Here is a 26,370-nt window from a genome sequence, read left to right as displayed (position 1 = left end):
CCAGTATTTAATATTAACTTATTCAAAGTAATACTATAAATTTTTAGTCAAGGATTTAACAATCTTGTTTTCAGCTAAAAACTCTTTTAAAATTACCTTAATTGCCGTATATCCAGGTACGGCAATAATCATTCCCGTAACTCCGAAGAGTAGTCCACCAATAATGATGACCAGAAAAATTTCTAAAGGGTGAGACTTAACACTGCTCGAAAAAATGAAAGGCTGCGAGAAGAAATTATCGACTAATTGACCAATTACAAAACCAATCATTACATAGATGGTTTTAGGTAAGATTACAGAGCTAAAATCTGCTCCTAAATTACTGGTCATTGTTAAGACCAACATCAAGATTCCGCCAATGATTGGACCCACGTAGGGAATCAAATTTAGAAGGGCGCAAAGGAAGGCGATTACCACGGCATTTTCTATACCAAAAATAAGTAGAACAATGGTGTAAATAATAAACAAAATAAGTATCTGGAAAACCAATCCAACAAAATATCTGGACAGCAAATCTTTGATTGTTACAATAGACTTTTTTAATCTACCTTCTTTGTTGTCCGGAACAAAAACTAAAAGACCATCTTCAAATAATTTGCTGTCTTTTAAAAAGAAAAACATAATGAAGAGCACCGAAAAAAGTCCAATGCTAAGACTACCCAAAACGCCAATAAATGAGTTTAAAAAATTGGGAATAAATCCAAAATCCAAGTTGGCAAAAACTTTTGAATCTTTAATGCTTTGTTCTATATCTATAGTGGTTATTCCAAAATAATCTATTACTTCCCTGTACAGATCTTCCACATTTCCCTGTAGCTTATCTATATCTAAAAGAGATAAATTTTGTCCTTGTTGTACCAAAAGGGGAATAAAAAGTGAAATTAATCCGACTAAGATTCCAACTAAAAGAAGCATGGTGACAATTACCGCCAAGGCGTTATGGAATTTTAATTTTCTTCTTAGGAATAGAACAATGGGCCTACCGATTAATGATACTACGGCGGCAATGGCTATATAGACCAAAACAGCTTGGATTTTGTACAAGAAGTATAGTAAAAGAGCTAATCCCAATAGAATGCCTATGGCCTTTACAATACCCTCCGCTATGGTCTTTGATTTCATGTTTTAGTTGTTAAATGTGTATTGAACAATATTTGCTCCCATTTGCAATGCTTTGTTTCTAACTTCCTGAGGGTCATTGTGTACGGCGGGGTCTTCCCAACCATCGCCCAAGTCTGACTCGAATGTAAACAAAAGGACCAATCTACCTTCATGGATTATTCCCATCGCTTGCGGTCGTTTGCCATCATGTTCATGAATTTTTGGCAAACCTTCTGGAAACTTAAATTTTTGATTAAATATTGGATGGTCACTACCCAATTCTTCCAAGACTTTATTTGGAAAAACTTTTACAAGCTCTTTTTTAAGATAGGGTTCCATGCCATAGTTGTCATCAATGTGCAAGAAACCCCCAGAAAGGAGATAGGTTCTTAAATTATCGGCATCCTCTTGGGAAAAAAACACATTTCCATGTCCCGTCATATGTATATAAGGGTACTGAAAAATGCTACTGCTGCTCACTTCAACGGTTTCTGGCTTAGAAGCCAATTGTGTGCCAATGTTCTGGTTGCAAAATTGAATTAAGTTAGGCAACGCTGTTGGGTTGGCATACCAATCTCCTCCACCGTTGTATTTTAAAATGGCAATTTCTTGAGCATAAAAAGTTGAATGCATACAGAAGAAAACAACCAGTAAAGCAATGTACTTGTTCATAATTAAAAAAATGAGCAGAACTCAAATTTAATGATTAAAGCGGTTTAATATAAATATTACCCATTATTAATCATTACTACTGTAGTGCAGGCTACAATTGCCGCTGTTTCTGTCCGTAAACGGTATTGTCCAAGAGAAACAGGTATAAAACCTTTCTCATAAGCTGTATTTATTTCTGAAGAAGAAAAATCACCCTCTGGCCCAATTAGAATGGTCACATCTTTGTCTGCGGCCACACGTCTTTTAAGCTCAAGCTTCTCCTCATTTTCACAATGTGCAATAAATAGCAGCCCTTTTTTTTCCTGTGACATGAATTCTGAGTAAGGTATCGCATCATTTAATTTTGGCAAAAAGGAACGTTGGGATTGCTTCATTGCAGCTTGTATCACTTTTTCCATGCGTTCTTTTTTAATGACCTTTCTTTCGGAATGGTCACAAATTATTGGGGTTATTTCATTGACCCCAATTTCGGTTGCCTTTTCTAGAAACCATTCGTAACGATCATTCATTTTAGTGGGGGCGACGGCCATATGTAACCAATACATTTTCGGATGCTCTTTCTCGGTATCTACAATTGAAACCTTGCATTTTTTGGGATTGGCCAATAGAATTTCCACAGTGTACAAAAATCCTTTTCCATTGGTGACATGCAATTTATCGCCCTCTACTTTACGCAATACTTTTACAATATGTTTACTTTCCTCGACAGGAAATACAAATTGGTTGGCACTATTGTCTATATCTGGGTTGTAGAAGAGTTGCATGTATAAATTACTTTTTATTGGTTAGAAAAGTATTAAATTTTCTGAAGCTTAAACCTAAATGTATAGGCTGGTTTTAGGTAATATCTTATGAGTTTGTTCCAAGGTTTTTTAATATTTTTTCAAAACAAACACTATTTTCAATCTCAGCATATTGTCCATAATTTGGAATTACAACATACCCTTTTTTTATATATAATGCAATAGCTTCAGGTTGCTTTTTTCCGGTTTCCAAGATACATTTTTGATATCCCAATTCACTTGCCCAATTTTCTAACTCCCTTAAAAGAAGAGATGCAATTCCTTTTCCTCGGCTTTCTGGTAAAACAAACATACGTTTAACTTCCATTGCTTTGGAATCATAATCTTTGATGGCTCCACATCCCACTGCAATATCATTTTCATAAGCAGTTACAGCATATTTAATTTGATCAATACTGTTGAATTGATGGTAAAAGTCGTGGTCTTCTCCATCCCTGATAGCTAAATCCGCGTCAAGCATGTTGACAAGGTCAATGAAATCTTGATTTGAAGAATTTGTTCTAAGGAGTCTAATCATTTATAATTTATTTTTTGCATGTTCCAACCCCAATTCTATCCAGTTCTGTACTTGTTCATCGGTTTTAAACCCTTCTAGGGAAACATAAATAAATTCTTTTAGGGCCGTTTTGGTAAAATCCATTGGCCGAACGGCATCCAATTGCATTAACCCCTCCATTTTATTCGAAATTACTCTTACGGCTAAATCTTCTTTTATTACGCCAACTGTCATTTTTCTGTGATGCAGAAAAGAAATACCGCCAAACATTTTCTTTTCGGTAAAATCTCTGGGAAATACCCTCAATGATTCCCTTATTCGCTTTGCAATTTCTTGATTACAGGTCAATTGCTTCTGTTTAAAGTTAATAGGAAAAGTTAAGGATTATTTTAGGATTCAACCCTTTAGTTTTCAACTATTTTATATCTAGCCTGTGCATTTATGTCTTGATTGGCGAAATCATTATTCTTGTATTTTAGGTAACCCACAATCCCAATCATAGCAGCGTTATCCGTGCAATATTCAAACTTTGGCACATAGGTTTTCCAGCTTAGTTTTTTTTCGGCTTCCAGCAAGGTTTTTCTAATTCCTGAATTAGCCGATACCCCTCCTCCAATAGCAATTTCCTTTATACCAGTTTGCTTTACTGCAAGTTTTAATTTGTCCATTAAAATATTGATAATCGTATATTGTATGGAGGCACAAACATCGTTTAAATTTTGTTCGATAAAATTTGGATTTTTTTTAACTTCCTTTTGAATAAAATACAAAATACTGGTCTTAAGTCCACTAAAGCTAAAGTTTAGCTCATCTACTTTAGGCTTTGGAAATGGAAATGCCTTAGGGTTTCCCAACTGGGCATGTTTGTCAATCAACGGTCCTCCAGGATATGGCAATCCCAATATTTTTGCACTTTTGTCGAAAGCTTCACCAACGGCATCATCCAAAGTTTCGCCGAGTATTTCCATATCAAAGAAATCCTTTACCAACACAATTTGAGTATGGCCACCACTAATGGTCAATGCCAAAAAGGGAAAGCTGGGCTGTGAGCTGTTTTCTTCCTCAATAAAATGGGCTAAAATATGAGCTTGCATGTGGTTAACTTCTATCAAAGGAATCTTTAATCCCAAGGCTAAAGACTTGGCAAAGGAGGTACCCACCAATAAAGAACCCATAAGTCCAGGTCCGCGTGTAAATGCTATGGCGGATAACTGTTTTTTATCGATATTTGCTTTAGTCAAAGCTTGGTGTACTACTGGAACAATATTTTGTTGGTGGGCTCTAGAGGCAAGTTCGGGGACTACACCCCCATATTCCTCGTGAATTTTTTGTGAAGCCACCACATTACTCAATGTTCTATTGTTGCAAAGAACGGCCGCAGAAGTATCATCACAAGAGGATTCTATGGCCAAAATGTAAATAGTTTGATCTGTTACCAAGGTTTGGAATAAAAGTTGAAGCACAAAGGTAAAACATAAAGCCCTATCAAAAAATTACGGAAAATACTACTTAGGATTTTGCTGGTTATCCTGCTTATCTGTGTTTTGGGAACTTTGGTGTTGTCCTTACCATTTGTGCAAACCCGTTTGGCCAGCTATGCCACAAAATCCATTAATGAGGAGTACGGCACAAACATTAGTATAGATAGGCTTAAGGCTTCTTTAATTTCTTGGGACACTTCATTAAAAGGTATTTATGTAGAAGATTACAAAAAAGATACATTGTTCTATATTCATGAGTTGACGACTTCTATTTTAAGCCTAAAAAATCTTTCTGGTGGGAAATTGGAATTTGGGGATGTGGATATAGAAGAGCTTACTTTTAAATTGCGGACATACTCTGGGGAACGGGATACCAACTTAGATGTTTTTGTAGCCAAATTGGATAATGGGAAACCTAGAGATCCTGGTACGCCGCCCTTCTATTTATCTTCTTCACATGTGGAAATACAAAATAGTAGGTTTAAACTGATAGATGATAATCTAGAGAATGCCGAGACCTTAAATTTTAAAAACCTGAATATAGTAGCGGATGATTTTAAAATACTTGGACCAGAAGTATCAACACAAATTAACGCACTCAGTTTAAAAGCTAAGAGTGGATTGTCAGTAGAGAAATTGTCATCCTCTTTTAAATATTCATTAGATCAAATGCGATTTGATTCACTTAACATAAAAACACCTAAATCCAACCTTGTTGGAAATTTGGTTTTCAATTATGATCGCAGTGATTTTAAAGATTTTTTAAATAAAGTAAAAGTTGATGCCCAGTTTGAAGAGTCTATTTTGGCTTTTGATGAAGTAAATGTATTATATAATGAGTTTGGAAGCGGTAAAGAAGCCATTTTTTCATCAAAAATCACGGGGGTCTTAAATGACTTAACGGCTGAAGAGTTGTTTTTGTATTCTGAAGACTCTGGTATTAGGGGAGATTTTAATTTTAAGGAGCTTTTTAATAAACAAAAACCTTTTCGCTTAGAGGCCAATATGCGAAATATAACGACTAGTTATTATGAACTTAGGTCTTTAATGCCCAATGTTTTGGGAAGTGCTTTGCCGTCTACTTTACAAAAATTAGGTCAATTTACAGCTAGGGGTACCGCAACTTTAACGGATAACTCTGTAATTTCTGAACTTAATTTGAATACGGCGGTAGGGAGCAGTTATTCCAATTTAGAGCTATCCCATTTTGATGACATTGATGCTGCCACCTACAAAGGTTTTGTTTCTTTAATTGACTTTGATTTGGGAAAATTCGCCGATAGTAAGAGTTTGGGGAAGACCACTTTAGATTTTAATGTGGAAGGAAAGGGATTTGTAAAGGAAAATTTGAATACTGAGGTAATTGGAGAAGTATATTCCATTGATTTTAATGGCTACACCTATAAAGACGTAAAAGTATCGGGGATCCTAAAAGACCAATTGTTCGATGGTTCTGTTATTAGTAATGACGAAAATTTAAAACTCAACTTTAAAGGACTTGCAGACTTTGGTGAGGATAGGAGCAATTTTAATTTTATCGCTTCTGTTGGATATGCAGATTTCAAAAAATTGAATTTCATAAAAGATAGTGTTTCTGTATTTAAAGGGGATGTGAACATGAACATTTCTGGAACCACTTTGGATAATATAGTAGGAGATATAAATTTTTCCAAGACCAATTATCAAAATGTGAACGACACCTATTATTTTGATGATTTTGCCGTTTCTTCAGTTTTTGAAAATGATTCGGTAAGAAATATTACAATTAACTCACCAGATATTATTACGGGTTATATGAAAGGTAATTTTAAAGTAAATGAGCTTGGAAAATTGGCCCAAAATTCTGTTGGTAGCATTTATACCAACTACAAGCCATATGATATTTCTGAAGGACAAAAGCTGGATTTTAATTTTAAAATTTACAATAAGATTGTGGAAGTCTTTTTTCCAGAAGTTGCATTTGGACCCAATACCTTTATAAGAGGTAATATCATTGCTGATGAGGGTGACTTTAAGCTCACTTTTAAATCACCAAGCTTTGAGGCGTACGGCAATAAATTGGATGCTATAGACGTAAAGATTGACAACAAAAATCCATTGTTCAATACTTATGTGTCGGTAGATGATGTTTCCACACCTTATTATGATGTTCAGGATTTTAGCCTTATTAATACAACTTTAAAGGATACGTTGTTCTTTAGAACCGAATTTAAAGGAGGAAGTGAGTATAATGATAGTTACAATCTTAATTTTTACCACACGTTTAATCGAGATAATAAATCGGTAATAGGATTAAAAAAATCCGATATTAGTTTCAAGGGAAATACTTGGGTGTTGAATAAGACTGGAAATACTAAGAACAAGGTAATTCTTAATAGTGCTCTGGACAGTATTACCATTGAAGAAATTGTTATGAACAATGATGTTCAAGAGCAAATTAGATTAAAGGGGCAATTGGCAGATTCTACTTATAAAGATTTAGAGCTTCAATTTAAAATAGTTTCACTGGATAAAATTGCTCCCGCAATTGATAGTTTAAAGTTGGGGGGAGAGGTAAATGGGACTTTGAACGTGTTGCAAAAGGATGGTGTATATCTTCCTTCTTCAAATTTGAGTATTAGTGATTTTTCCATCAACAACATGCATTTGGGACAATTGTCAATTGGGATAGTTGGGAACAAGGATTTAACAGATTTTGTTGTGAACTCTCAAATTACAGATAATGGAGTAGAGAAGTTTAGTGTTGTTGGAAATATTGCCAATAATACTGAAACCCCAAAAGCTAATTTACTGGCAAATTTCTATGATTTTAGTCTGGAACCTTTTAATCCACTGGGAGATGGGGTTATTTCCAATATTAGGGGAAATGTAAGTGGAAATGCTAAAATTGTGGGAGATGTAAACAATCCTGATATAAGTGGATTGCTTACAATTAATGATGGAGGAATTGGCATTCCTTATTTGAATGTGGACTATGACTTTGCGCCTAATTCAAGAGTTAGATTGTTTGATCAAAGTTTTTATTTTGAAAATATATATCTCACTGATGTGGCTCATAACACTAGCGCTGCACTTGATGGTACAATAAATCATGTTGCTTTTGGTGATTGGAACCTGGATTTAAATGTGAACACTAATAACAATCGTTTCTTGATTCTTAACACAGATTTTGATGAGGAACAATTGTATTATGGAACAGGATTTTTAAATGGATTAGGTAGGATATATGGCCCAACCACTGCTTTAACAGTTACTGTGGATGGCTCCACAGCAAGAGGTACATCTTTAAAAATACCCATTAGCGATGTAGCTAGTATAGGGGATTATTCCTTTATTAATTTTATAGAGAAAGACGATGTAAGAACCATAGAGGAGCAGCGTGTATTGGAAAATTATCAAGGCTTGGAACTGGAGTTTAACCTAGATGTTACCAGTGATGCAGAGGTGGAAATTGTTGTGGATCAGAAGACAGGAAGTTCTTTAAAAGGCAGGGGCGAGGGTCTACTTCTTATTGAAATTAATACAAATGGAAAATTTAACATGTATGGGGATTATGTAGTCGTAGAAGGAGAGTACCGTTATAAATTTGGCGGAATCATAGATAAGACCCTTAGGGTTAATCCAGGAGGTACAATACAGTGGGAAAGAGACCCCTTGGCTGCTCAGCTAAATATGGAGGCGGTATACTCTTTGAATGCCAACCCAGCTCCTTTGCTCGCAGATGGGAGCTATAGAAGAAGAATTCCAACAGATGTAATAGTTAGGTTAAGTGGTGAATTGGAAAGTCCAACAATAGATTTCAATATAGATTTCCCGGGAACCAGTTCCATTATTAAATCGGAATTACAATATAGTCTTCAAGATCCCACGGTTGCAGAGCGAAATGCAATCTTTCTTTTAGCTCAGGGAACGTTTGTAAATGAGGAAAGCGGAATCAACCAACAGGCGGTCACTGGAAACTTGATACAGACCGGAACTAGCTTGTTAAACCAAGTTTTAGGTGGGGATAATGACAATTTTAATCTTGGACTATCCTATGAACAAGGAGATAGATTAAGTTCTGATATACAAACTGAGAATAGAATTGGGGTTACAGTATCTACTCAAATTAGCGATAGGGTTTTGTTAAATGGTAAGTTGGGAGTACCAGTTGGTGGAGGGTATAGTGAAACAGTGGTTGCAGGTGATGTAGAGGTTCAGGTACTTTTAAACGAAGAAGGTACTTTGAGTGCCAAAATATTTAACAGAGAAAATGAAATAAGGCAATTTGTGGGTGATAATAATGGTTATACGCAAGGTGTAGGTCTTTCGTATGAAGTGGATTTTAATAATTTTAAAGAATTAATGAATAAAATCTTTCAAAAAAAAGAAAAGAATGAAAATGGGGAGCGACCTAAACCTATAATACCTCCATCGTCCGCCATAATGGGGAAAGACAGTCTTATTCAATTCACTCGAAAATCTTATCCGCCAAAATAATTTTGTTAGCAATAATACAGTCTTTCATTTGAATGTTACAAATTAAACTTATTCCTTTTTATAGCCGTTTAAAGTTTATCATTTAGTTAAATTCACTGCTAACTAATTCTTTAATTAGGCTAAGTTTATTACCTTTGTCAACTTAAAATTTTCACAAAATTTGGAGATAAAAAAAATAGCGGTTTTTACTTCTGGTGGTGATTCGCCGGGAATGAATGCTGCGATTAGATCAGTAGTGCGTACATGCGCTTATATGAAGGTGGATTGTGTTGCCATATATAGGGGTTATCAAGGAATGATTGAAGGCGATTTCAAACCAATGGATGCCCGTAGCGTGAACAATATTATAAATAAGGGAGGTACCATTCTGAAATCTGCCAGATGTGATGACTTCAGAACCAAAGAAGGACGTAAAAAGGCATATGACCAATTAAAAAAAGAAGGGGTAGATGCTTTTGTGGTTATAGGTGGAGACGGTAGTTTTACAGGGGCATTAAAGTTTAACGAAGAGTATGACTTTCCAGTAATAGGAATTCCAGGTACTATTGACAATGATATTTTTGGAACTACATTTACACTTGGATTTGACACTGCTTTAAATACAGTTGTAGAGGTAATAGATAAAATAAGGGATACCGCAAGTTCCCACAACCGTTTATTTTTTGTTGAAGTAATGGGCAGGGATGTTGGCCACATAGCATTGAATGCCGGTGTTGGGGCAGGAGCGGAAGAAATTCTTATTCCAGAAGAAAATCTTGGACTTGAACGTTTATTGGAATCCTTAAAGCGCAGCAAAGCTTCTGGAAAATCATCTAGTATCGTTATTGTTGCTGAAGGTGACAAAATTGGAAAGAATGTTTTTGAACTGAAGGAATATGTTGAAGAACATCTTCCAATTTACGATGTACGTGTATCGGTACTCGGACACATGCAGCGTGGTGGAGCACCATCCTGCTATGATAGAGTATTGGCAAGTAGAATGGGTGTTAAGGCAGTTGAATCCTTATTAGAAGGAAAAAGCAACTTAATGGTAGGTGTTCAGGACAATAAATTGATTTTGACACCTATAAGCAAGGCAATTAAAGGGCATACCAAAATAGACAAGGAACTTATGAGAGTTTCGGATATAATGACTGTATAATTAAATCATAAATAAAAGAAAATGTCAAATTTAAAAATAGGGATTAACGGATTCGGAAGAATTGGTAGATTGGTTTTCAGGGCAACAGTAGAAAGAGATAATGTAGATGTTGTTGCAATCAATGACTTGTTGGATGTTAATCATCTAGCATATATGTTGGAGTACGATTCAGTTCATGGTCGTTTCAATGGTACTATAGATGTAAAAGATGGAAACCTTGTAGTTAACGGAAAGACAATTAGGATTACTGCAGAAAGAGATCCAAAAAATTTGAAATGGGATGAGGTTGGAGCTGATATCGTAGCAGAATGTACGGGTATCTTTACATCTTTAGAAACGGCTCAATACCATATAGATGGTGGTGCTAAGAAAGTAGTTATTTCTGCACCTTCTGGTGATGCCCCAATGTTTGTAATGGGTGTTAACCATAAAAGTGTAAAAGCATCGGATACTATTGTTTCCAATGCATCTTGTACGACTAATTGTTTGGCTCCAATTGCAAAAGTATTGAATGATAGTTTTGGAATTGAAGAAGCGTTAATGACAACGATACATGCTGCTACCTCTACACAATACACAGTAGATTCTCCTTCTAGAAAAAATTATAGATTAGGTAGATCAGCTTTGTTAAATATTATTCCATCTTCAACAGGGGCTGCAAAGGCCGTTGGCAAGGTAATTCCTGAATTAAATGGAAAATTAACAGGTATGGCTTTTAGGGTGCCTACGGCAGACGTTTCTGTAGTTGATTTAACTGTTAGGTTGGAAAAAGAAACTTCTTACGAAGAAATTAAAAAAGTTATGAAAGCTGCCTCTGAAGGTGAACTTAAGGGAGTTTTAGGATATACAGAAGAAGGTGTAGTTTCTCAAGATTTTGTTGGGGAAATTCAAACTAGTGTGTTTGATGCTGATGCAGGGATTGAGTTAAGTTCTAAATTTTTCAAGGTTATTTCTTGGTATGACAATGAAACTGGCTATTCTAACAAATTGGTAGATTTGGCAGTTTACGTTTCTAACCTGTAATTTTTTTTTGTAAAATATAAAATCCTGGGAACTTATCAGCTTATTGTCTGTTCTCAGGATTCTTTTTTAATTTCCAATTTATATGATATTAATTGTTGATAGTGGGGCCACAAAATCCGATTGGATTGCTTTGGATAGTGAGGGAAATCAATTGTTTTTGACACAAACCTTGGGGTTGAGTCCAGAAGTGTTGACCCGTGAGGTTATTGAAGATAGATTGGCAAATAATTTTGAACTTTCCAAGAATAGGGAGGCTGTAACTCATCTGTATTTTTACGGGGCAGGATGTGGCACGGATCGCATGAAAAGTTTTTTAGGAGAAATTTTTAAGGATTTCTTTCCAAATTCAAAGAATGAGGTAAGGGAGGATACCTATGCTGCTATCTATGCCACCACAAAGATTGGACATCAAGGTATTGTCTGTATTTTGGGCACAGGCTCTAATTGTAGTTATTATGACGGTCATCAGTTATTCCAAAAAGTAACCTCTTTGGGCTATATTGTTATGGATGATGGTAGTGGAAACTTTTTTGGTAGAAAGTTGATTCGTGACTACTACTTTCATAAAATGCCGCAAGATTTGGGTATAAAGTTTGCCAAGGAATATCAACTAGAGGCAGATGTTATTAAGGAAAACCTATATAAGCAACCCAATCCAAACACGTATTTGGCAAAATTTGCCCGTTTCATTATTGAGAACAAAGACCATCCTTATTGTAGAGGGGTAATAGATAAAGGTTTTCAGCAATTTGTTAATAATTGTATTATGCAATTTGAGTTGGCTACCAAAGTTCCTATTAGTTTTGTAGGGAGTATTGCTTATTTTTTGCAGGATGAGTTAAAAACTGTACTGGAAAGAAACGATTTAATTGTTGGTGTTATTCGCCAACGTCCCATTGATGGTTTGGTAGAATTTCACAAGGAAACTATTTAACTGCAATCATAGAAATTTCCACATTTACAAATTTGGGTAAATTGGACACCTCTACAGTTTCCCGCGCTGGTGCTGTATCTGCACTAAAATAGGAGCCATATACCTCATTTATTTGTGAAAATTGGTGCATATCAGCCACAAAAATTGTGGCTTTTATTACATGCTCAAAATCCATATCAGCTTCTAAAAGAATTGCTTTTAGATTTTCCATGGATTGTTTGGTTTCTTCTTTAATGTCACCTTCATTCAATTCTCCCGTTTTTGGATTTATTGGTATTTGCCCAGAGATATACAAAGTGTTTCCAGTTAAAACAGCTTGGTTGTATGGACCTATAGGGGCTGGGGCATTTTTAGATGTAATTATTTTTTTCATAATCTTGTGTTTATCTTCTAATTGCACGCTGACTTCTATTTTCCCATTTAAGGTCCTGTAGAATCGAACTTTTAATACCAATAAAGAAATTCCATTGTTTATATGTGCCAAATGGGGTCCAGTTGAAACGCATTACAAAACTCTTTAAATCCCGTGTAAAATTTAGTCTTGTTAAGGTAAACCCTTTATTTTTAAAATCATACCCAGAATTAAAACCAACCTTCCACATAGGGGTCAATGTGATATTACCGCTGAACATCAATGAGGCATTGCTGAATTCATTTTGTCTGTTGCTATTATTGTAACCAGTGCTAAAAGCCATTCTTAAATCCCAGGGTAATTTGTTTCCGTAATTAGGATTTTCTACATCCCCAGAGTCATCCTCGTTAAATGACCTGTTGTCATAGTCATCAGAGGTTCCAAAGAGACCATCTGTTCGTCCACCACTTGTTGCTGCATATGAATTTTCATCCTCTTCGTTTTTATCAGGTTCTTTACCTCCTTTTTTGCCAAATGTTTCACTGCTAAGGGAGTAGCTAAGATTCATGTTGGCTCTTGTCAATCTTAATAAACTACCACCGTTGTCTATATTAAAAGTATTGATTCGGGTACCATTATTGTCTATTGCATAAGGATCTAGGTTGGCACCAAAATTTATACTCATTTTTTTGTTTAAAATATTGGTACCTCCAGTTAATCTAATTGTACTTAATTTTAAGGAATCTGCTTTGAAATTATAGGAAGTAGATAGGTTTAAACTATTGAGAATAGATACTTTTTTTGGTTCCAACACTGTTGAATCTCTATCTTTTACCTTGGCTTCTAAAGTGTTTTGTAGGGAAAAGCTCATGGAACTGGAACTAGTTAATCCTGGTGCGCCGTTCAAAGTGCCCTCAAATCTACTATAGCGTTCTACTTCTCCCTTGCTGTTTATATATTCATTTCCGTTTTCATCTAAAATATCTTCGTAATATTGGTCAAAAGAAGGAGCTGTGCTGTAACTTATGGAAGGTCTCATTACATGTCTTATGGCTTGTATTCTTTTATCCTCGCCAAAATTAAAAGTTCCATAGAGTGTGGTTCCCAAACTAGTGCTAAAATTATACTTGCCATAACGGTCAAAACCTTTAACGGTATCCAACACCACTTCTTTGTTGAGTTCCGAATCCCGGCCACGTTTAAAGGTTTCCAATGTCCATACATCCTCATAACTGGTTCCCATGGAAATACTAAAATGTTTGGCAACCTTAAAATTGGTGCTGATAGGAATGGTATGTCTTGCGCCTACTTTTGCATCCTTGAACATACCTGGTTTAAAGAATAGGGAGTCTGTTGTCTGTATTCTATTTACTGCACTTACATTGTATTGCATATTAATATTTTGCAATACTCCTTTTTTAATTCCATCTCTTTTTGCAAATGGATAAATGCGTTCTAAACTTCCCTGGAATGTCGGTAAGGTCATGTTTATGGACTGTGTATTGGTATTTTGGTTATGAGTGGCCGTTAGACTAATATTAACTGAGGGATAGTTGGGAAATGTTTTGGAATAGGAAATAGACGATGATAGGTTGTTGTTTTGTGTATTTGGAGTATTGATAACATTTAAGGAGTTTCTATAGTATTGACTACTTCCCAGGTTTACTGAGGCCGAAAATCGAGAGTTTGGATTAGACTTGGCATCTTGAGAATGGGAAATTTGTAGATTGTATATCCTTGTGCTGCTATAATCATCAAATCCTTTTTGACTGTTAATGAGCCTTTCATATCTAAAATTCACATTCCCCCTAAACTTATACCTCTTTGTATAAACAGACTGGGTCCTTATTCCATAGCTTCCGTTGGTATAGAAATCCCCTGTCATCAATAAATCTGCATAGTCACCAAAAGGTACATAGTAGCCACCATTCTGCAAAAAGTAACCTCGATCTGGAATGTTTCCAAAAGAAGGCATCATTAAACCAGGTGATCTGCCTGTTGTTAAAGGAAAATACGCAAACGGCATGGCTATAGGGGTGGGCACATCCACAATATACAAATTGCTAAAACCGGCTATAACCTTTTTTCCAGGTACAAATTTCGCCTTTTTAATACGTATGAAATAATCTGGGTCAATAGTGTCTTTAGATGTAGTAAGCTTGCCTTCATGTAAAAAATAGACAGAATCGTTTTCTTTTTTGGTGATTTGAGCAAGCACTTTCATATTGTCACTTCCCAATTGACCAAGTCCTGCCTGTTGTTCTGTTCGTGAATTCCAGATAATGGCCTTTTGGGTATCAAAATTAAATCTGATAGAGTCCGGGGTTACTTCATTTGTTCCCTGTTTAAAATAGGGTAGTTGGCTGTAATTTCCCAATGAATCCCTCATTCTGCCAGCATAAACCTCATTTTTTACATAGTCCATTACAATGATGCCGGCTTTTAATTCTGTATCCTGATAATAGATTTCTGCCTCGTTATATAAATAAATTTTTTGGTCTTTTTGACTCAATTTTACATAATCCTTCGCTTTGTATTTTATTATATCTAATAATAAAGGATCCTTTTTGTTTAAAGTGTCAATTTGTATAGAATCGGAGGCTATGGTGTCCTGGACCACAGTGTTTATAAGCGGAGGAAGGACAAGGGTGTCCTTTATAGGTTGGATGGATAAGGGCACTATAAGATCCTCTTGGGCGGACATTGAAAGGATGCCAAAGAATAGCAGCAATAGGAAAAGAGAAAAATGTTTATTTGATTGCAAGGCTATAAATCCTATTTTTGTTATAGTTTGGCTCGATTTATGGAGTTCAAACTTACATATATTTTTTGTTCTCTTTGTAGGACATTACAATAAATTTAACCTTAGACAAAGCTATAGAACAGTTTTGAAATAATATGAGAATGAATAAACTTTATCGAATATGTTTTATTGCATTGGTACTCTTATCAATGTCTTTCAGCAAGAATAGTGTCGACGAACAATTAAGTTCAGAAAAATTCGTCGTTGTGTTAGATGCAGGACACGGAGGGCACGACCCAGGAAACTTGGGAAATGGTTATCTGGAAAAAAACATTGCGCTTAACATAGTCTTGCAAGTTGGAGCCATTTTGGAGAAAAACCCTAATATAGAAGTTATTTACACGAGAAAGGATGATACTTTCGTTGATTTATATGTTAGAGGGGAAATAGCTAACAAGGCCAATGCAGATCTTTTTGTATCGGTTCATTGTGATTCTCATTCATCTGATGCACATGGAGCGGGAACCTTTGTCTTGGGATTACATGTTAATAAACAAAACTTTGATATTGCCAAAAAGGAAAACTCGGTAATCTATTTGGAGGATAATTATGAAAGTAGATATGCGGCATACGACATTAACTCACCAGAATCGGTTATTGGATTGACCATTATGCAAGAAGAGTTCTTAGACCAAAGCATAGCCTTGGCCAAAATGATGCAAGATAATTTTACAGAAAAGCTAAAGAGAAAAGATAGAAAAGTAAAACAAGCTGGTTTTATTGTTTTGCACCAAACTGTTATGCCGAGTGTTTTAGTAGAAACAGGATTTTTAACCAATAAGTCAGAAGGGTCTTATTTGGACTCAAAAAATGGCCAAAAAGAAATGGGGAATGCCATTGCCAATGCCATTATTAAATACAAGGGAGATTTTAAGACGGATCTTGGAGCAGTTTCAACACCTGTTGTAGATGAAGAAAAACCTACAATAGGGGAGTCAAAAGTTGATGAAATTATTGTTGAGAGAACTCCAGATAAAGAAGTAGTAAAGGAAATGCCAAAGGTAATAGAGGACACTCCTAAAGTCATAGAAAAAACAGTAGAAAATACCCCCATAATTGAGGAGAAAACTGTAAAATCTGTCGAGAATATTGTGTATAAAGTGCAGTTATTGGCCAGCTCAAAAGACTTGCCACTGAATCCTGAAAATTTTGGGGGATTGAACAAACTTACCAAAGAACCCTTTAATAGTCTCTATAGGTATATGTACGGAGAAACAAATTCCTATTTACAGGCCAAATTACTAAAGTCCAATGCAGATGCAAAAGGATATACCACTTCCTATATTGTGGCTTACAAGGATGGAAATAGAATTCCTTTGGACGATGCACTTAAATACGTTTCTCAATAATATGCTGTCTTCTAAAAATTATGCCTAATTTTGTTAGAAACTGAAAAAAATTTCTTTTGAAAATATCCAGAGAATTTAAAACAGGAGCTATTGTCTTAGTAGGCATCTTTCTGTTCATCTTAGGCTTTAGTTATTTAAAATCCAACCCAATATTTGACAAAAGCATTACTCTTTATGCTATTTATGACAACGTGGGTGGGCTCCAACCAGGAACTCCCGTGACTATAAATGGGCTCACTGTTGGAAAGGTGAACAATATTGTTTTTAAAGACGAGTCTTTTAACTCTTTGGTCACTTTTACAGTTAAGAGTGATTTTCAATTTGCTAAAAATAGTAAAGTTGAGTTATATGATACAGGGATTATCGGGGGGAAAGGATTGCAAATAATTCCGGTGTTCGATGGTTCTAGACCTGCTCAAAAGAGTGATACTTTAATGACGAATATCCGTCCTGGGCTAACAGATTTGGTACAGGAAAAATTAGGACCTTTACAATTAAAAGTAGAGGGAGCTATATCCAACGCAGATTCTTTGCTAATGAATGTAAATGATGTGTTGGACGATAAGACAAAGAGAGATCTTAGGGAAAGCATTAGCGGACTCAACAGTCTGGTGAAAAATTTTCAGACAAGTGCTACAGCTTTAAATGGATTGTTGGCCGAGAACAAAGGACAGTTAGATAGTACAATTGCCAATGTAAATTCTATTACGGATAATTTTGCTAAAATATCAGATTCTTTGGCAAATGCCGGACTTGGAGAAACTATGAAAAGTTTACAATCTACAGTTGCCAGTTTAGATGTTCTTTTGGCCAAAATGGAAAAGGGGGATGGCTCTTTGGGTAAGTTAATGAAGGATGAAGAGCTTTATAATAATTTGGCCAATGCATCCAAGGAAATGGATTTATTGCTACAGGATTTTAGGTTGAACCCTAAACGATATGTAAACGTTTCTGTTTTTGGAAAAAAACAAAAGGAGTATGAACTTCCAGAAAACGACCCTGCACAAAAAAACTAATACATGGAATATATTCCAAATGTTTTATTTACTCTTATACTTGCCCTTGGCATAGGTTTCTTTGTAAGAAATATTAAAAAGCTTTCCAGAAATATCAGGTTGGGAAAGGATGTTGATGTCTCGGACAATAAACCTACAAGATGGAAAAATATGGCCAGAATTGCTTTAGGGCAATCCAAAATGGTAGTTAGACCCATTCCAGGAATACTTCATATCATTGTCTATGTGGGCTTCATTATTATCAATATAGAAGTGTTGGAAATAATTATTGATGGAGTATTGGGTACCCACCGCATTTTTGCCCCACTTGGAAAATTTTATGATATACTCATAGGCTCATTTGAAATACTTGCTTTACTGGTTATAATTGCCATTATTGTTTTTTGGTTGCGACGTAACATTATAAAGTTAAAACGTTTTTTTAAGTCCGAAATGAGCGGTTGGCCAAAAATGGATGGAAATATTATACTTTATTTTGAGTTGGTCTTAATGACTCTTTTCTTGACTATGAACGGTGCCGATTATCAATTACAACAAATGGGAGCGGTACATTATGTAGAAGCTGGTTATTTTCCTGTTAGTCAATTTATTGCTGAATTTTTTGATGGCTTTTCAGTGTCAACATTAATTGTAATCGAAAGAGTTTGTTGGTGGTTACATATAGTAGGTATTCTATGTTTTCTAAATTATTTATATTATTCTAAGCACCTTCATATTTTATTGGCTTTCCCCAATACCTATTATGGAAAATTGACTCCCAAGGGACAGTTTAAAAATAATGATGCAGTAACCAAAGAAGTAAAGGTTATGATGGACCCATCGGCTGATCCATTTGCCGCCCCTGCGGAAGATGCCCCAATGCCCGAAAAGTTTGGAGCTTCTGATGTTATGGATTTAAGCTGGGTACAATTATTAAATGCCTATACATGCACAGAATGTGGACGCTGCACAAGTGAGTGTCCTGCCAACCAGACAGGAAAAAAACTATCTCCTAGAAAAATAATGATGGATACTAGGGATAGACTAGAGGAAGTTGGCAAGAACATGGACAGTAATAAAGGAGTCTTTGTGGATGATGGCAAACAGTTATTGGATAATTATATAACCAAGGAAGAATTATGGGCATGTACATCGTGCAACGCTTGTGTGGAAGCTTGCCCTGTAAGTATAGACCCTTTGTCCATTATTATGGATATCAGACAATATTTGGTAATGGAACAGTCAGCTGCCCCGTCAGATTTAAATAATATGATGGGAAATATTGAAAATAATGGAGCTCCATGGCCTTTTAATCAAATGGATAGGCTTAACTGGAAAACAGAATCATAACGTAAGAAGACTTTATGAGCAATGAATTAAAAGTGCCTACTATGGCAGAACTTTTTGCAGCAGGACAACAACCGGAGGTTTTGTTCTGGGTAGGTTGTGCTGGTAGTTTTGATGATAGGGCGAAAAAAATAACCAAAGCGTTTGTAAAAATATTAAATAAGACCAATGTTAGCTTTGCTGTCCTAGGCACAGAAGAAAGTTGTACTGGAGACCCTGCAAAACGTTCAGGGAATGAATTTTTGTTCCAAATGCAGGCAGTGACCAATATTGAGGTCATGAACGCCTATGGAATTAAAAAGGTTGTAACTACCTGCCCACATTGTTTTAATACGTTAAAAAACGAATATCCAGGGCTTGGGGGTAATTATAAAGTTTTGCACCATACCCAATTTTTGAAGGCATTATTGGAAGAAGGGAAACTTACCTTAGAGGGAGGAACCTACAAGGGCAAGCGAATCACATTTCATGACCCATGTTACTTGGGTAGAGCCAATAATGTATATGAAGCTCCCCGAGAGTTAATTAGGAAATTGGATGCTGAGCTTGTTGAAATGAGAAGCTGTAAACAACGGGGACTTTGTTGTGGAGCTGGGGGAGCACAGATGTTTAAGGAACCAGAAAAAGGAGACAAGGACATAAATGTGGAACGCACTGAGCAGGCCTTAGAAACTAAACCAGAAATTATTGCAGCTGGTTGCCCTTTTTGCAATACAATGATGACAGATGGTGTTAAACATAAAGAAAAAGAAGCATCAATTAAGGTTATGGACATTGCGGAATTAATTGCAACAGCAGAAAATTTGTAAAAATGCTAGTAGATTTTAAAGAACTGCCAGATACATCCAGGATATGGATCTACCAATCCAACAGAAGTTTTACATCTGCTGAATTGGATGAAATAAGACAAAGTCTAGATACATTCATTAAAGATTGGACCGCCCATGGGAACGAACTAAAAGCGGGCTATGAAATTAAATATAATCGATTTATTGTTTTGGCATTGGATCAGGAATTGAATAGCGCAACAGGTTGTTCCATAGACGCGTCCGTGCATTTTATTCAAAATTTGGAGAAACAATATAATGTTGATTTGTTGGATAAAATGAATGTATCTTACAAGCAAGGGGAGTATGTGGCCTATAAAGCATTAAAAGACTTCAAGAAGATGGCTAAGAACAAATCTGTATCCAAAAATACCATTGTCTTTAACAATTTGGTGACCAATAAACATGAGTATATGCATCATTGGGAAGTTCCTGCCGAAGATAGTTGGCATGGTAGATTTATATAATTTTTAACGAGGTATGTAGTTGTTTAATCCCATTATTACTGCTATTTTCGATGAAATACAATAATTTTACATCTTATTGGTTTCTATCATAGATTGTTTTTTATGAGATACAAACAACTACTTTATATTTTCTTATTTTCATTTCATTTTATTTTAGGGCAAACCAATCCTTTGATTGCTAAGGATAGTTTAATGCAACAGGGGTGGGTTAATATGAAGTACAGTTCTATGTCCTTGGAAGAAAAAATAGGTCAGCTTTTCATGGTAAGTATTGGTTCCAATGAGAGTGAGGAAAGCACCGAAAAAATAAAAGCATTAATCCAAGAACAGCATATTGGAGGGATTGTTTTTTTGCGAGGAGGTCCCTATAGACAGGCAAAATTAACCAACGAGTACCAATCACTTTCCAAAATACCGTTATTGATAGGCTTGGATGCGGAATGGGGACTTTCCATGCGCTTAGACTCTACCTATGCTTTTCCTTATAATACCACCTTGGGATCTATTAAGGATAGCGGCATAATTAAAAAAGTAGGTCGGCGTATTGGCTTACATGCAAAAAGATTGGGGGTACACATTAATTTTGCTCCGGATATAGACATTAATATAAATCCAGAAAATCCAATTATAGGTTTTCGATCTTTTGGAGAAGATAGAGAAACTGTTGCAAGAGCCGGTACTGCATTTATGAAAGGACTGGAAAGTGTAGGTGTGCTTTCTACAGGAAAGCATTTTCCAGGCCATGGGGACACGGCAACAGATTCACATCATGCCTTGCCCGTAATTGGTTTTTCGAGGGAAAGATTGGATAGTATAGAACTATATCCCTACAAAAAATTGATAAAAGAAGGGTTGAGCAGTGTAATGATTGCTCATTTAAGTGTTCCTAGCTTGGAAATAAAGGAAGGATATCCTTCCTCATTATCAGAACAAATTATATCAGGTGTATTAAAGGAAGAAATGGGTTTTAAAGGACTTATTTTTACAGATGCCCTTAATATGAAAGCAGTTTCCAATTACGCTGCAGAGGGTGAAGTGGAACTTACCGCTTTTATGGCCGGTAATGATATGTTGTTAATGCCTATAGATGTTATAAAAGCAAAGAATAAGTTATTGGACGCTTATGAAAAAGGGAGAATATCCGAAAAACGCCTGTCAGAATCAGTAAAGAAAATACTGATGGCCAAATATAAGGCAGGACTTAATACATATAGACCAGTTCCTTTGGAAAATCTTCATGAAGATTTAAATTCTCTTGAAGATGATTTAGTCTATGAAGAAGCTATTGAAAATGCGATTACCGTAGTAAAGAATAATTTTTCTTTGTTACCTATACGAAAATTGGACAACAAAAAAATTGCCTATGTAAAGTTTGGAGACGCGGAACATGAACCTTTTTTAAAGGAGTTGAACAAGTATGCATCTGTAGATTATATTATGGGAAATGACTTAGCATCCCTGCAAAAGAATCTCTCTGAATATAACCTCGTGATTATAGGTTTGCATAAGAGCAATGAAAGTCCATGGAAGCCTTTTAAATTTTCGGCAGAAGAATTGGTTTGGTTGGATGCTATTTCCAAGAATAGGAGCGCTAACACTATTGTATCAATTTTTGCAAAACCATATGCTTTGTTGGATGTTGATTCCTTTGATAGTATAGATGGGCTAATAATGTCCTATCAAAATAGTAAAATAGCACAACGAAAAACAGCTGAGATTATTTTTGGGGCGATTCCTGCCAAAGGAATTCTACCTGTGACAGTTGATTCAATTTTTCCTGTAAATACAGGGATTTTAACCAAATCTTTGTCTAGGTTGGGATATAGTTTGCCCGAGAGGGTAGGAATGAGTTCTGCTGAATTAGCGGTAGTTGATAAACTGGTACAGGATGGTCTTGATTCTTTAATGTTCCCTGGGGCTCAGGTTTTAATTGCTAGAAGAGGAAAAGTGATTTATAATAAAGCTTTTGGAAAACCTACCTATGAATCTCAAGACAGTGTTACCACCGAGCATATTTATGATTTGGCTTCCTTGACCAAAATACTGGCCACATTGCCCACTATTATGAAAATGGAGGAGGAAGGAAAAATTGCATTGAACAATACATTTCAAGAGTTGATTCCGGATTATGCCGAATCTGAATTAAAAAATGTGACAGTTTTAAAGGCACTTTCCCATTATGGAAGATTACCAGCTTGGATAGCATTCTATATTGATACATTGAACAAAAACAGGAAACCTTCATCAGAATTTTATAGGAATGCCCCTATGGATGGTTTTTCTATTAAGGTAATTGATGGAATGTATTTAGCTGATGTTTACAAGGATTCAATTTACAATAGAATAGGAAGACAAGAATTAAAATCTAATAGATACAGATATAGTGATGTAGCGTATTATGTGTTAAAGAAATACATAGAGAAGACCTATGCCAAGGGGTTGGACAAGATTACCGAGGAATCATTATATAAACCTTTAGGAGCCACCAACACTGAATATAACCCATTGAACAAATTTTCAAAAAACAAGATTGTTCCTTCAGAAGAAGACACCTACTATAGATATCAAACTGTGCAAGGGTATGTGCATGATATGGGTGCAGCTATGCAAGGAGGAGTAGGAGGGCACGCTGGTTTATTTAGTAATGCCAATGATGTGGGGAAAATTATGCAAATGTATTTACAGGGTGGATATTATGGAGGGGAACGCTTTCTAAATGATAGAACAATCAAAAAATTCAATAATTGTTATTTCTGTGATAAAGATGTTCGCAGGGGAGTAGGTTTTGATAAACCTCAATTACATGAAAGAGGACCTACCTGTGGTTGTGTATCCAGAAAAAGTTTTGGACATAGTGGTTTTACAGGAACCTACACATGGGCAGACCCAGATGAAGAAATAGTCTATGTTTTTCTTTCTAACAGGACATATCCAACAGCGTCCAATACTCTTTTAGTTAAATCTGGGTTAAGAACAAGAATTCAAAGAGCTATTTATGATGCCATTCTAAATTAATTGGTAGTTTTATATTTGTTTACTTTTTTTGAAATGTTTTTTGGACTTTTCGACTAAACTATTTTATAATAAAAATGAAGATAGCAATAGTATGTTACCCAACATTTGGGGGTAGTGGAGTAGTAGCTACAGAATTAGGAATTGCCCTTGCAGATAGAGGACACGAGGTACATTTTATTACTTACAGGCAACCTGTGAGATTGGGTCTTTTGAGCAATAAAATATATTTTCACGAAGTTCATGTCCCAGAATACCCCCTGTTTCATTACCAACCCTATGAGTTGGCTTTATCCAGTAAGCTTGTGGATACCATTAAATTGTTTGGAATAGAGCTTTTGCATGTTCACTATGCAATTCCTCATGCTTATGCTGGATATATGGCAAAAAAAATATTGGAGGAAGAAGGTATATATATTCCAATGATTACCACTTTGCACGGTACAGATATTACTTTGGTTGGTAATCACCCTTTTTATAAGCCAGCTGTAACGTTTAGTATTAATAAATCGGACATTGTTACGTCTGTTTCGGAAAACCTTAAAAAAAGTACGTTGGAGTTGTTTGAAATTGATAAAGAAATAGAGGTTATTCCCAATTTTATCGATAAAGAAAAGTATAGTACCAAATATACAGATTGTCAAAGATCATTAATGGCGAATGATGATGAAAAAATTGTGACTCATATTAGTAATTTCAGAAAAGTTAAGCGCATACCAGATGTAATAAAGGTTTTTCATAAAATAAATGAAAAATTGCCAGCTAAACTTATTATGGTGGGAGAAGGACCAGAAAAAGAAAAAGCCGAATTGCAGTGCGAAAAACTTGGAATTACAAACAGGGTGGTCTTTTTGGGAAATAGTAATGAGATTGATAGAATCCTTTGTTTTTCCGATTTGTTTCTTTTGCCCTCGCAAACAGAAAGTTTTGGCTTGGCAGCTTTAGAGGCCATGATAAATAGAGTGCCGGTAGTCTCAACCAATTCTGGTGGATTGCAAGAAGTAAATAAACATGGAATCACTGGTTTTTTAAGTAATGTAGGTGATGTAGATGATATGGCAAAAAATGCCCTACACATTTTAAGTAACGACAAGGAATTGAAAAAATTTAAGGAAAGCGCCTTCAAAACTGCCCTGAGCTTTGATATATTGAACATTCTACCCTTGTATGAATCAATTTATGATAAGGCCTATAAGGGAAGGTTAAAAGCCTCATATGGTTAGAAAAGGAAAATACAATGCATTTTAAAAATCTAATTTTCAATACTTTACGTTAACTTGCGTCTTTTTATCGATAAAAGAAAGTTATAAGATTAAGTCAGTGTAAATTTTATACTTATTAAGTTTTATATCGATTTTTATAACAGTTTGTAGTACTTCCCTTGCCCACTCAAAACTTCAGGATAATTTTACTTTTATATTACTATTACCCCTAAATCATTATTATGAAAACTAAAGTTTTTAATCTAATTATTATTGTAGGCCTTTTTAATCAAGCCTTATTAGCACAAGATGTTCAACTAACTTCCAAGGATAGTATAGTTCAAAGCTCATGGATTATTGGGCTGGGAATCAATATTGTTGATGATTCTGGTGATGCTTTTGGAAATCTTTTCGAAGTAGAGAATCAGTGGAATATGGTATCCTTTCCATCAAGATTAAGTATTGGAAAGTACTTTAAAAATGGTTTAGGAGTGGAGGCCATAGGAACCTATAACAAATATAAGGTCGGTAAGCTTATTGATGGGGATATTAACGATTCTGAAAAGGATTATTTAGGATTGGATGCTAGACTTTCTTATGACTTAAATAAAATAATTGGGCAAACTGGTTGGTTTGACCCTTATGTTGGTATTGGAGCTGGTTATACAGATGCAAACAATAATCCGAGAGGTACTTACAATGCAATAATTGGTTTTAGAACTTGGTTTTCAAATAGGCTTGGATTGGATTTTAGTTCGTCTGGTAAATGGTCCATGGGAACAGGCGCCACTAATCACATTCAGCATGCCGCTGGATTGATTTATCAATTCGAAATAGAAAAGGGGTTGTCTGAAAAGGGTATGGAAAAATTGGCCCTTATGAAAGAATTGGAAAAAGAACAACAACGAGTTCAAGATTCAATCAATGGAGCCAGAGAAGCAGAAAAATTGGCAAACGAGCTTGCGGAAAGGCTTCTAAGAGAAAAAGAAGGTGCTAAATTAGCCGCGGAAGAAAAAGCCAAATTGGAAGCAGAGAAGCAAAAACGAGAAATGATTGAACAAAAAATAAAGGATTTGGGCCTAGTTTATTTTAATCTTAATTCTTCCTATATTACAAATGCTTATATGAAAGTATTGGACGGTCTTGTTGTAATTATGGAAGAGTATCCTACTTTGAATATGAAGATAACTTCACATACAGATGCAAGAGGTTCAGAGGGATACAATCAATGGCTATCCGATAGAAGATTGAATAAAACATTAGATTATATTATTGGGAGAGGTATTGATTCTGAAAGAATTTCTAGTGAGGCATATGGAGAACAACAGCTTACCAATGATTGTGATGATGGGGTATATTGTTCCGAAGCTAAGCATAAGTTGAATAGGAGATCGGAATTCAAAATTCTGTGGAATTAGATTAGAATAATAAAGTAGAGGAATTCTGAAATATTCAGCTATTCATCAATTAAATTTCTAAATACTATTCAAAATATTTATTGAAGATAGTATGAAATTCCTTAAGATGGCTTTGGTATAATTTGTAAGAGTGAACGAAAAACTGGATGTTTTGCACTAGAAGATAATCAAAGTTATATATTATACTAAGCTTCCGACCATTCACAAAAAATTTTCACTAAAAGGCTTTAGTTATTAGGCAGAAAATAAATAGTTTTAAACGCTAGTATGGACAATGCCAAATCGAATTAAAACTTTATTGGGTAAAGCGGGTAAGTGTAAAAGGTATTGAATAGATGTCTACCCAAAAATCAATATGATTTATATTTTGGAACTTGACTTTGTGTATTTATTCTAAATATTTATATATGGTCTGGTTAAAACTAAATAAGAAAGCCCTAAATCTATTGCACTTTTCAAAACAATTGG

At 35.4% G+C, this 26,370-nt stretch carries 20 protein-coding genes; 12 read left to right on the top strand and 8 right to left on the bottom strand.

The window, feature by feature from the left end; all coding sequences use genetic code 11:
* Positions 1 to 33: 33 nt before the first annotated feature.
* The 6 genes from GGR42_RS03845 to tsaD all read right to left on the bottom strand — a co-directional run bounded on the left by GGR42_RS03845 (position 34) and on the right by tsaD (position 4,511).
* Entirely contained in the window at positions 34 to 1,122 is a 1,089-nt protein-coding gene (locus GGR42_RS03845) for an AI-2E family transporter (RefSeq protein WP_167961023.1), read from the bottom strand.
* 3 nt (positions 1,123 to 1,125) lie between these two features.
* The gene (locus GGR42_RS03840; RefSeq protein WP_167961021.1) at positions 1,126 to 1,773 is read right to left on the bottom strand and encodes a DUF4159 domain-containing protein; all 648 of its coding nucleotides are present in this window, start codon (positions 1,771 to 1,773) and stop codon (positions 1,126 to 1,128) included.
* 56 nt (positions 1,774 to 1,829) lie between these two features.
* A complete protein-coding gene (locus tag GGR42_RS03835; RefSeq protein ID WP_167961019.1) occupies positions 1,830 to 2,537 on the bottom strand; it encodes a 16S rRNA (uracil(1498)-N(3))-methyltransferase in 708 nt (235 codons plus the stop codon).
* A gap of 85 nt (positions 2,538 to 2,622) precedes the next feature.
* On the bottom strand, positions 2,623 to 3,093 hold the full coding sequence (locus tag GGR42_RS03830) for a GNAT family N-acetyltransferase (RefSeq protein ID WP_167961017.1): 471 nt from the start codon (positions 3,091 to 3,093) through the stop codon (positions 2,623 to 2,625).
* On the bottom strand, positions 3,094 to 3,420 hold the full coding sequence (locus tag GGR42_RS03825; protein WP_167961015.1) for a TfoX/Sxy family protein: 327 nt from the start codon (positions 3,418 to 3,420) through the stop codon (positions 3,094 to 3,096).
* 56 nt (positions 3,421 to 3,476) lie between these two features.
* Positions 3,477 to 4,511, bottom strand: a complete 1,035-nt coding sequence (gene tsaD, locus GGR42_RS03820; RefSeq protein ID WP_167961013.1) for a tRNA (adenosine(37)-N6)-threonylcarbamoyltransferase complex transferase subunit TsaD — start codon at positions 4,509 to 4,511, stop codon at positions 3,477 to 3,479.
* Between the two features lie 78 nt (positions 4,512 to 4,589).
* Between tsaD and GGR42_RS03815 the strand changes: the two genes are divergently transcribed.
* The 4 genes from GGR42_RS03815 (at position 4,590) to GGR42_RS03800 (ending at position 12,130) form a co-directional block, all read left to right on the top strand.
* Positions 4,590 to 9,032, top strand: a complete 4,443-nt coding sequence (locus GGR42_RS03815) for a translocation/assembly module TamB domain-containing protein (RefSeq protein WP_167961011.1) — start codon at positions 4,590 to 4,592, stop codon at positions 9,030 to 9,032.
* Between the two features lie 166 nt (positions 9,033 to 9,198).
* On the top strand, positions 9,199 to 10,173 hold the full coding sequence (pfkA, locus tag GGR42_RS03810) for a 6-phosphofructokinase (RefSeq protein WP_317169687.1): 975 nt from the start codon (positions 9,199 to 9,201) through the stop codon (positions 10,171 to 10,173).
* A 21-nt stretch (positions 10,174 to 10,194) separates the two neighbouring features.
* A complete protein-coding gene (gene gap / locus GGR42_RS03805) occupies positions 10,195 to 11,196 on the top strand; it encodes a type I glyceraldehyde-3-phosphate dehydrogenase (RefSeq protein ID WP_167961009.1) in 1,002 nt (333 codons plus the stop codon).
* 82 nt (positions 11,197 to 11,278) lie between these two features.
* Positions 11,279 to 12,130 carry an N-acetylglucosamine kinase gene (locus GGR42_RS03800; protein WP_167961007.1) on the top strand — a complete coding sequence of 284 codons (852 nt, stop codon included), beginning with the start codon at positions 11,279 to 11,281 and terminating at the stop codon, positions 12,128 to 12,130.
* Here the strand turns inward: GGR42_RS03800 and GGR42_RS03795 are convergent.
* Positions 12,123 to 12,503: a RidA family protein gene (locus GGR42_RS03795; protein ID WP_167961005.1), complete on the bottom strand. Its 381-nt coding sequence runs from the start codon at positions 12,501 to 12,503 to the stop codon at positions 12,123 to 12,125. The genes GGR42_RS03800 and GGR42_RS03795 overlap by 8 nt on opposite strands.
* Positions 12,504 to 12,513: 10 nt before the next feature.
* Positions 12,514 to 15,186 (bottom strand): putative LPS assembly protein LptD, encoded by a 2,673-nt coding sequence (locus GGR42_RS03790; RefSeq protein WP_245201386.1) that lies wholly within the window; start codon positions 15,184 to 15,186, stop codon positions 12,514 to 12,516.
* Positions 15,187 to 15,380: 194 nt separating this feature from the next.
* Between GGR42_RS03790 and GGR42_RS03785 the strand changes: the two genes are divergently transcribed.
* From GGR42_RS03785 to GGR42_RS03750, 8 genes are all read left to right on the top strand, one after another.
* The gene (locus GGR42_RS03785) at positions 15,381 to 16,634 is read left to right on the top strand and encodes an N-acetylmuramoyl-L-alanine amidase family protein (protein WP_394352747.1); all 1,254 of its coding nucleotides are present in this window, start codon (positions 15,381 to 15,383) and stop codon (positions 16,632 to 16,634) included.
* 56 nt (positions 16,635 to 16,690) lie between these two features.
* The gene (locus GGR42_RS03780; RefSeq protein WP_167960999.1) at positions 16,691 to 17,650 is read left to right on the top strand and encodes an MlaD family protein; all 960 of its coding nucleotides are present in this window, start codon (positions 16,691 to 16,693) and stop codon (positions 17,648 to 17,650) included.
* Between the two features lie 3 nt (positions 17,651 to 17,653).
* Positions 17,654 to 18,979, top strand: a complete 1,326-nt coding sequence (locus GGR42_RS03775; RefSeq protein WP_167960997.1) for a (Fe-S)-binding protein — start codon at positions 17,654 to 17,656, stop codon at positions 18,977 to 18,979.
* Between the two features lie 14 nt (positions 18,980 to 18,993).
* Positions 18,994 to 19,785, top strand: a complete 792-nt coding sequence (locus tag GGR42_RS03770; protein ID WP_167960995.1) for a (Fe-S)-binding protein — start codon at positions 18,994 to 18,996, stop codon at positions 19,783 to 19,785.
* A 2-nt stretch (positions 19,786 to 19,787) separates the two neighbouring features.
* Positions 19,788 to 20,270, top strand: coding sequence for an ABC transporter ATPase (locus tag GGR42_RS03765; protein WP_167960993.1), 483 nt, complete (start codon positions 19,788 to 19,790; stop codon positions 20,268 to 20,270).
* A 102-nt stretch (positions 20,271 to 20,372) separates the two neighbouring features.
* Positions 20,373 to 23,285, top strand: a complete 2,913-nt coding sequence (locus tag GGR42_RS03760) for a glycoside hydrolase family 3 N-terminal domain-containing protein (protein WP_167960991.1) — start codon at positions 20,373 to 20,375, stop codon at positions 23,283 to 23,285.
* 74 nt (positions 23,286 to 23,359) lie between these two features.
* The gene (gene bshA, locus GGR42_RS03755; RefSeq protein WP_167960989.1) at positions 23,360 to 24,505 is read left to right on the top strand and encodes an N-acetyl-alpha-D-glucosaminyl L-malate synthase BshA; all 1,146 of its coding nucleotides are present in this window, start codon (positions 23,360 to 23,362) and stop codon (positions 24,503 to 24,505) included.
* 221 nt (positions 24,506 to 24,726) lie between these two features.
* Positions 24,727 to 25,902, top strand: a complete 1,176-nt coding sequence (locus tag GGR42_RS03750) for an OmpA family protein (RefSeq protein ID WP_167960987.1) — start codon at positions 24,727 to 24,729, stop codon at positions 25,900 to 25,902.
* The last annotated feature ends 468 nt before the right edge of the window (positions 25,903 to 26,370 follow it).

The organism is Saonia flava (assembly GCF_011927795.1).
Lineage (GTDB): Bacteria > Bacteroidota > Bacteroidia > Flavobacteriales > Flavobacteriaceae > Saonia > Saonia flava.
This window is presented reverse-complemented; position numbering and strand designations above follow the sequence as displayed.

Bases quoted from the DNA above. Each gene is read 5' to 3' on its own strand.
- GGR42_RS03835 (WP_167961019.1), bottom strand. From the start codon at position 2,537: ATGCAACTCTTCTACAACCCAGATATAGACAATAGTGCCAACCAATTT.
- gap (WP_167961009.1), top strand. From the start codon at position 10,195: ATGTCAAATTTAAAAATAGGGATTAACGGATTCGGAAGAATTGGTAGA.
- GGR42_RS03770 (WP_167960995.1), top strand. From the start codon at position 18,994: ATGAGCAATGAATTAAAAGTGCCTACTATGGCAGAACTTTTTGCAGCA.
- GGR42_RS03845 (WP_167961023.1), bottom strand. From the start codon at position 1,122: ATGAAATCAAAGACCATAGCGGAGGGTATTGTAAAGGCCATAGGCATT.
- GGR42_RS03800 (WP_167961007.1), top strand. From the start codon at position 11,279: ATGATATTAATTGTTGATAGTGGGGCCACAAAATCCGATTGGATTGCT.
- GGR42_RS03760 (WP_167960991.1), top strand. From the start codon at position 20,373: ATGAGATACAAACAACTACTTTATATTTTCTTATTTTCATTTCATTTT.
- GGR42_RS03830 (WP_167961017.1), bottom strand. From the start codon at position 3,093: ATGATTAGACTCCTTAGAACAAATTCTTCAAATCAAGATTTCATTGAC.
- bshA (WP_167960989.1), top strand. From the start codon at position 23,360: ATGAAGATAGCAATAGTATGTTACCCAACATTTGGGGGTAGTGGAGTA.
- GGR42_RS03790 (WP_245201386.1), bottom strand. From the start codon at position 15,186: ATGTCCGCCCAAGAGGATCTTATAGTGCCCTTATCCATCCAACCTATA.
- GGR42_RS03765 (WP_167960993.1), top strand. From the start codon at position 19,788: ATGCTAGTAGATTTTAAAGAACTGCCAGATACATCCAGGATATGGATC.
- GGR42_RS03775 (WP_167960997.1), top strand. From the start codon at position 17,654: ATGGAATATATTCCAAATGTTTTATTTACTCTTATACTTGCCCTTGGC.
- GGR42_RS03785 (WP_394352747.1), top strand. From the start codon at position 15,381: ATGAGAATGAATAAACTTTATCGAATATGTTTTATTGCATTGGTACTC.
- GGR42_RS03795 (WP_167961005.1), bottom strand. From the start codon at position 12,503: ATGAAAAAAATAATTACATCTAAAAATGCCCCAGCCCCTATAGGTCCA.
- GGR42_RS03840 (WP_167961021.1), bottom strand. From the start codon at position 1,773: ATGAACAAGTACATTGCTTTACTGGTTGTTTTCTTCTGTATGCATTCA.
- GGR42_RS03750 (WP_167960987.1), top strand. From the start codon at position 24,727: ATGAAAACTAAAGTTTTTAATCTAATTATTATTGTAGGCCTTTTTAAT.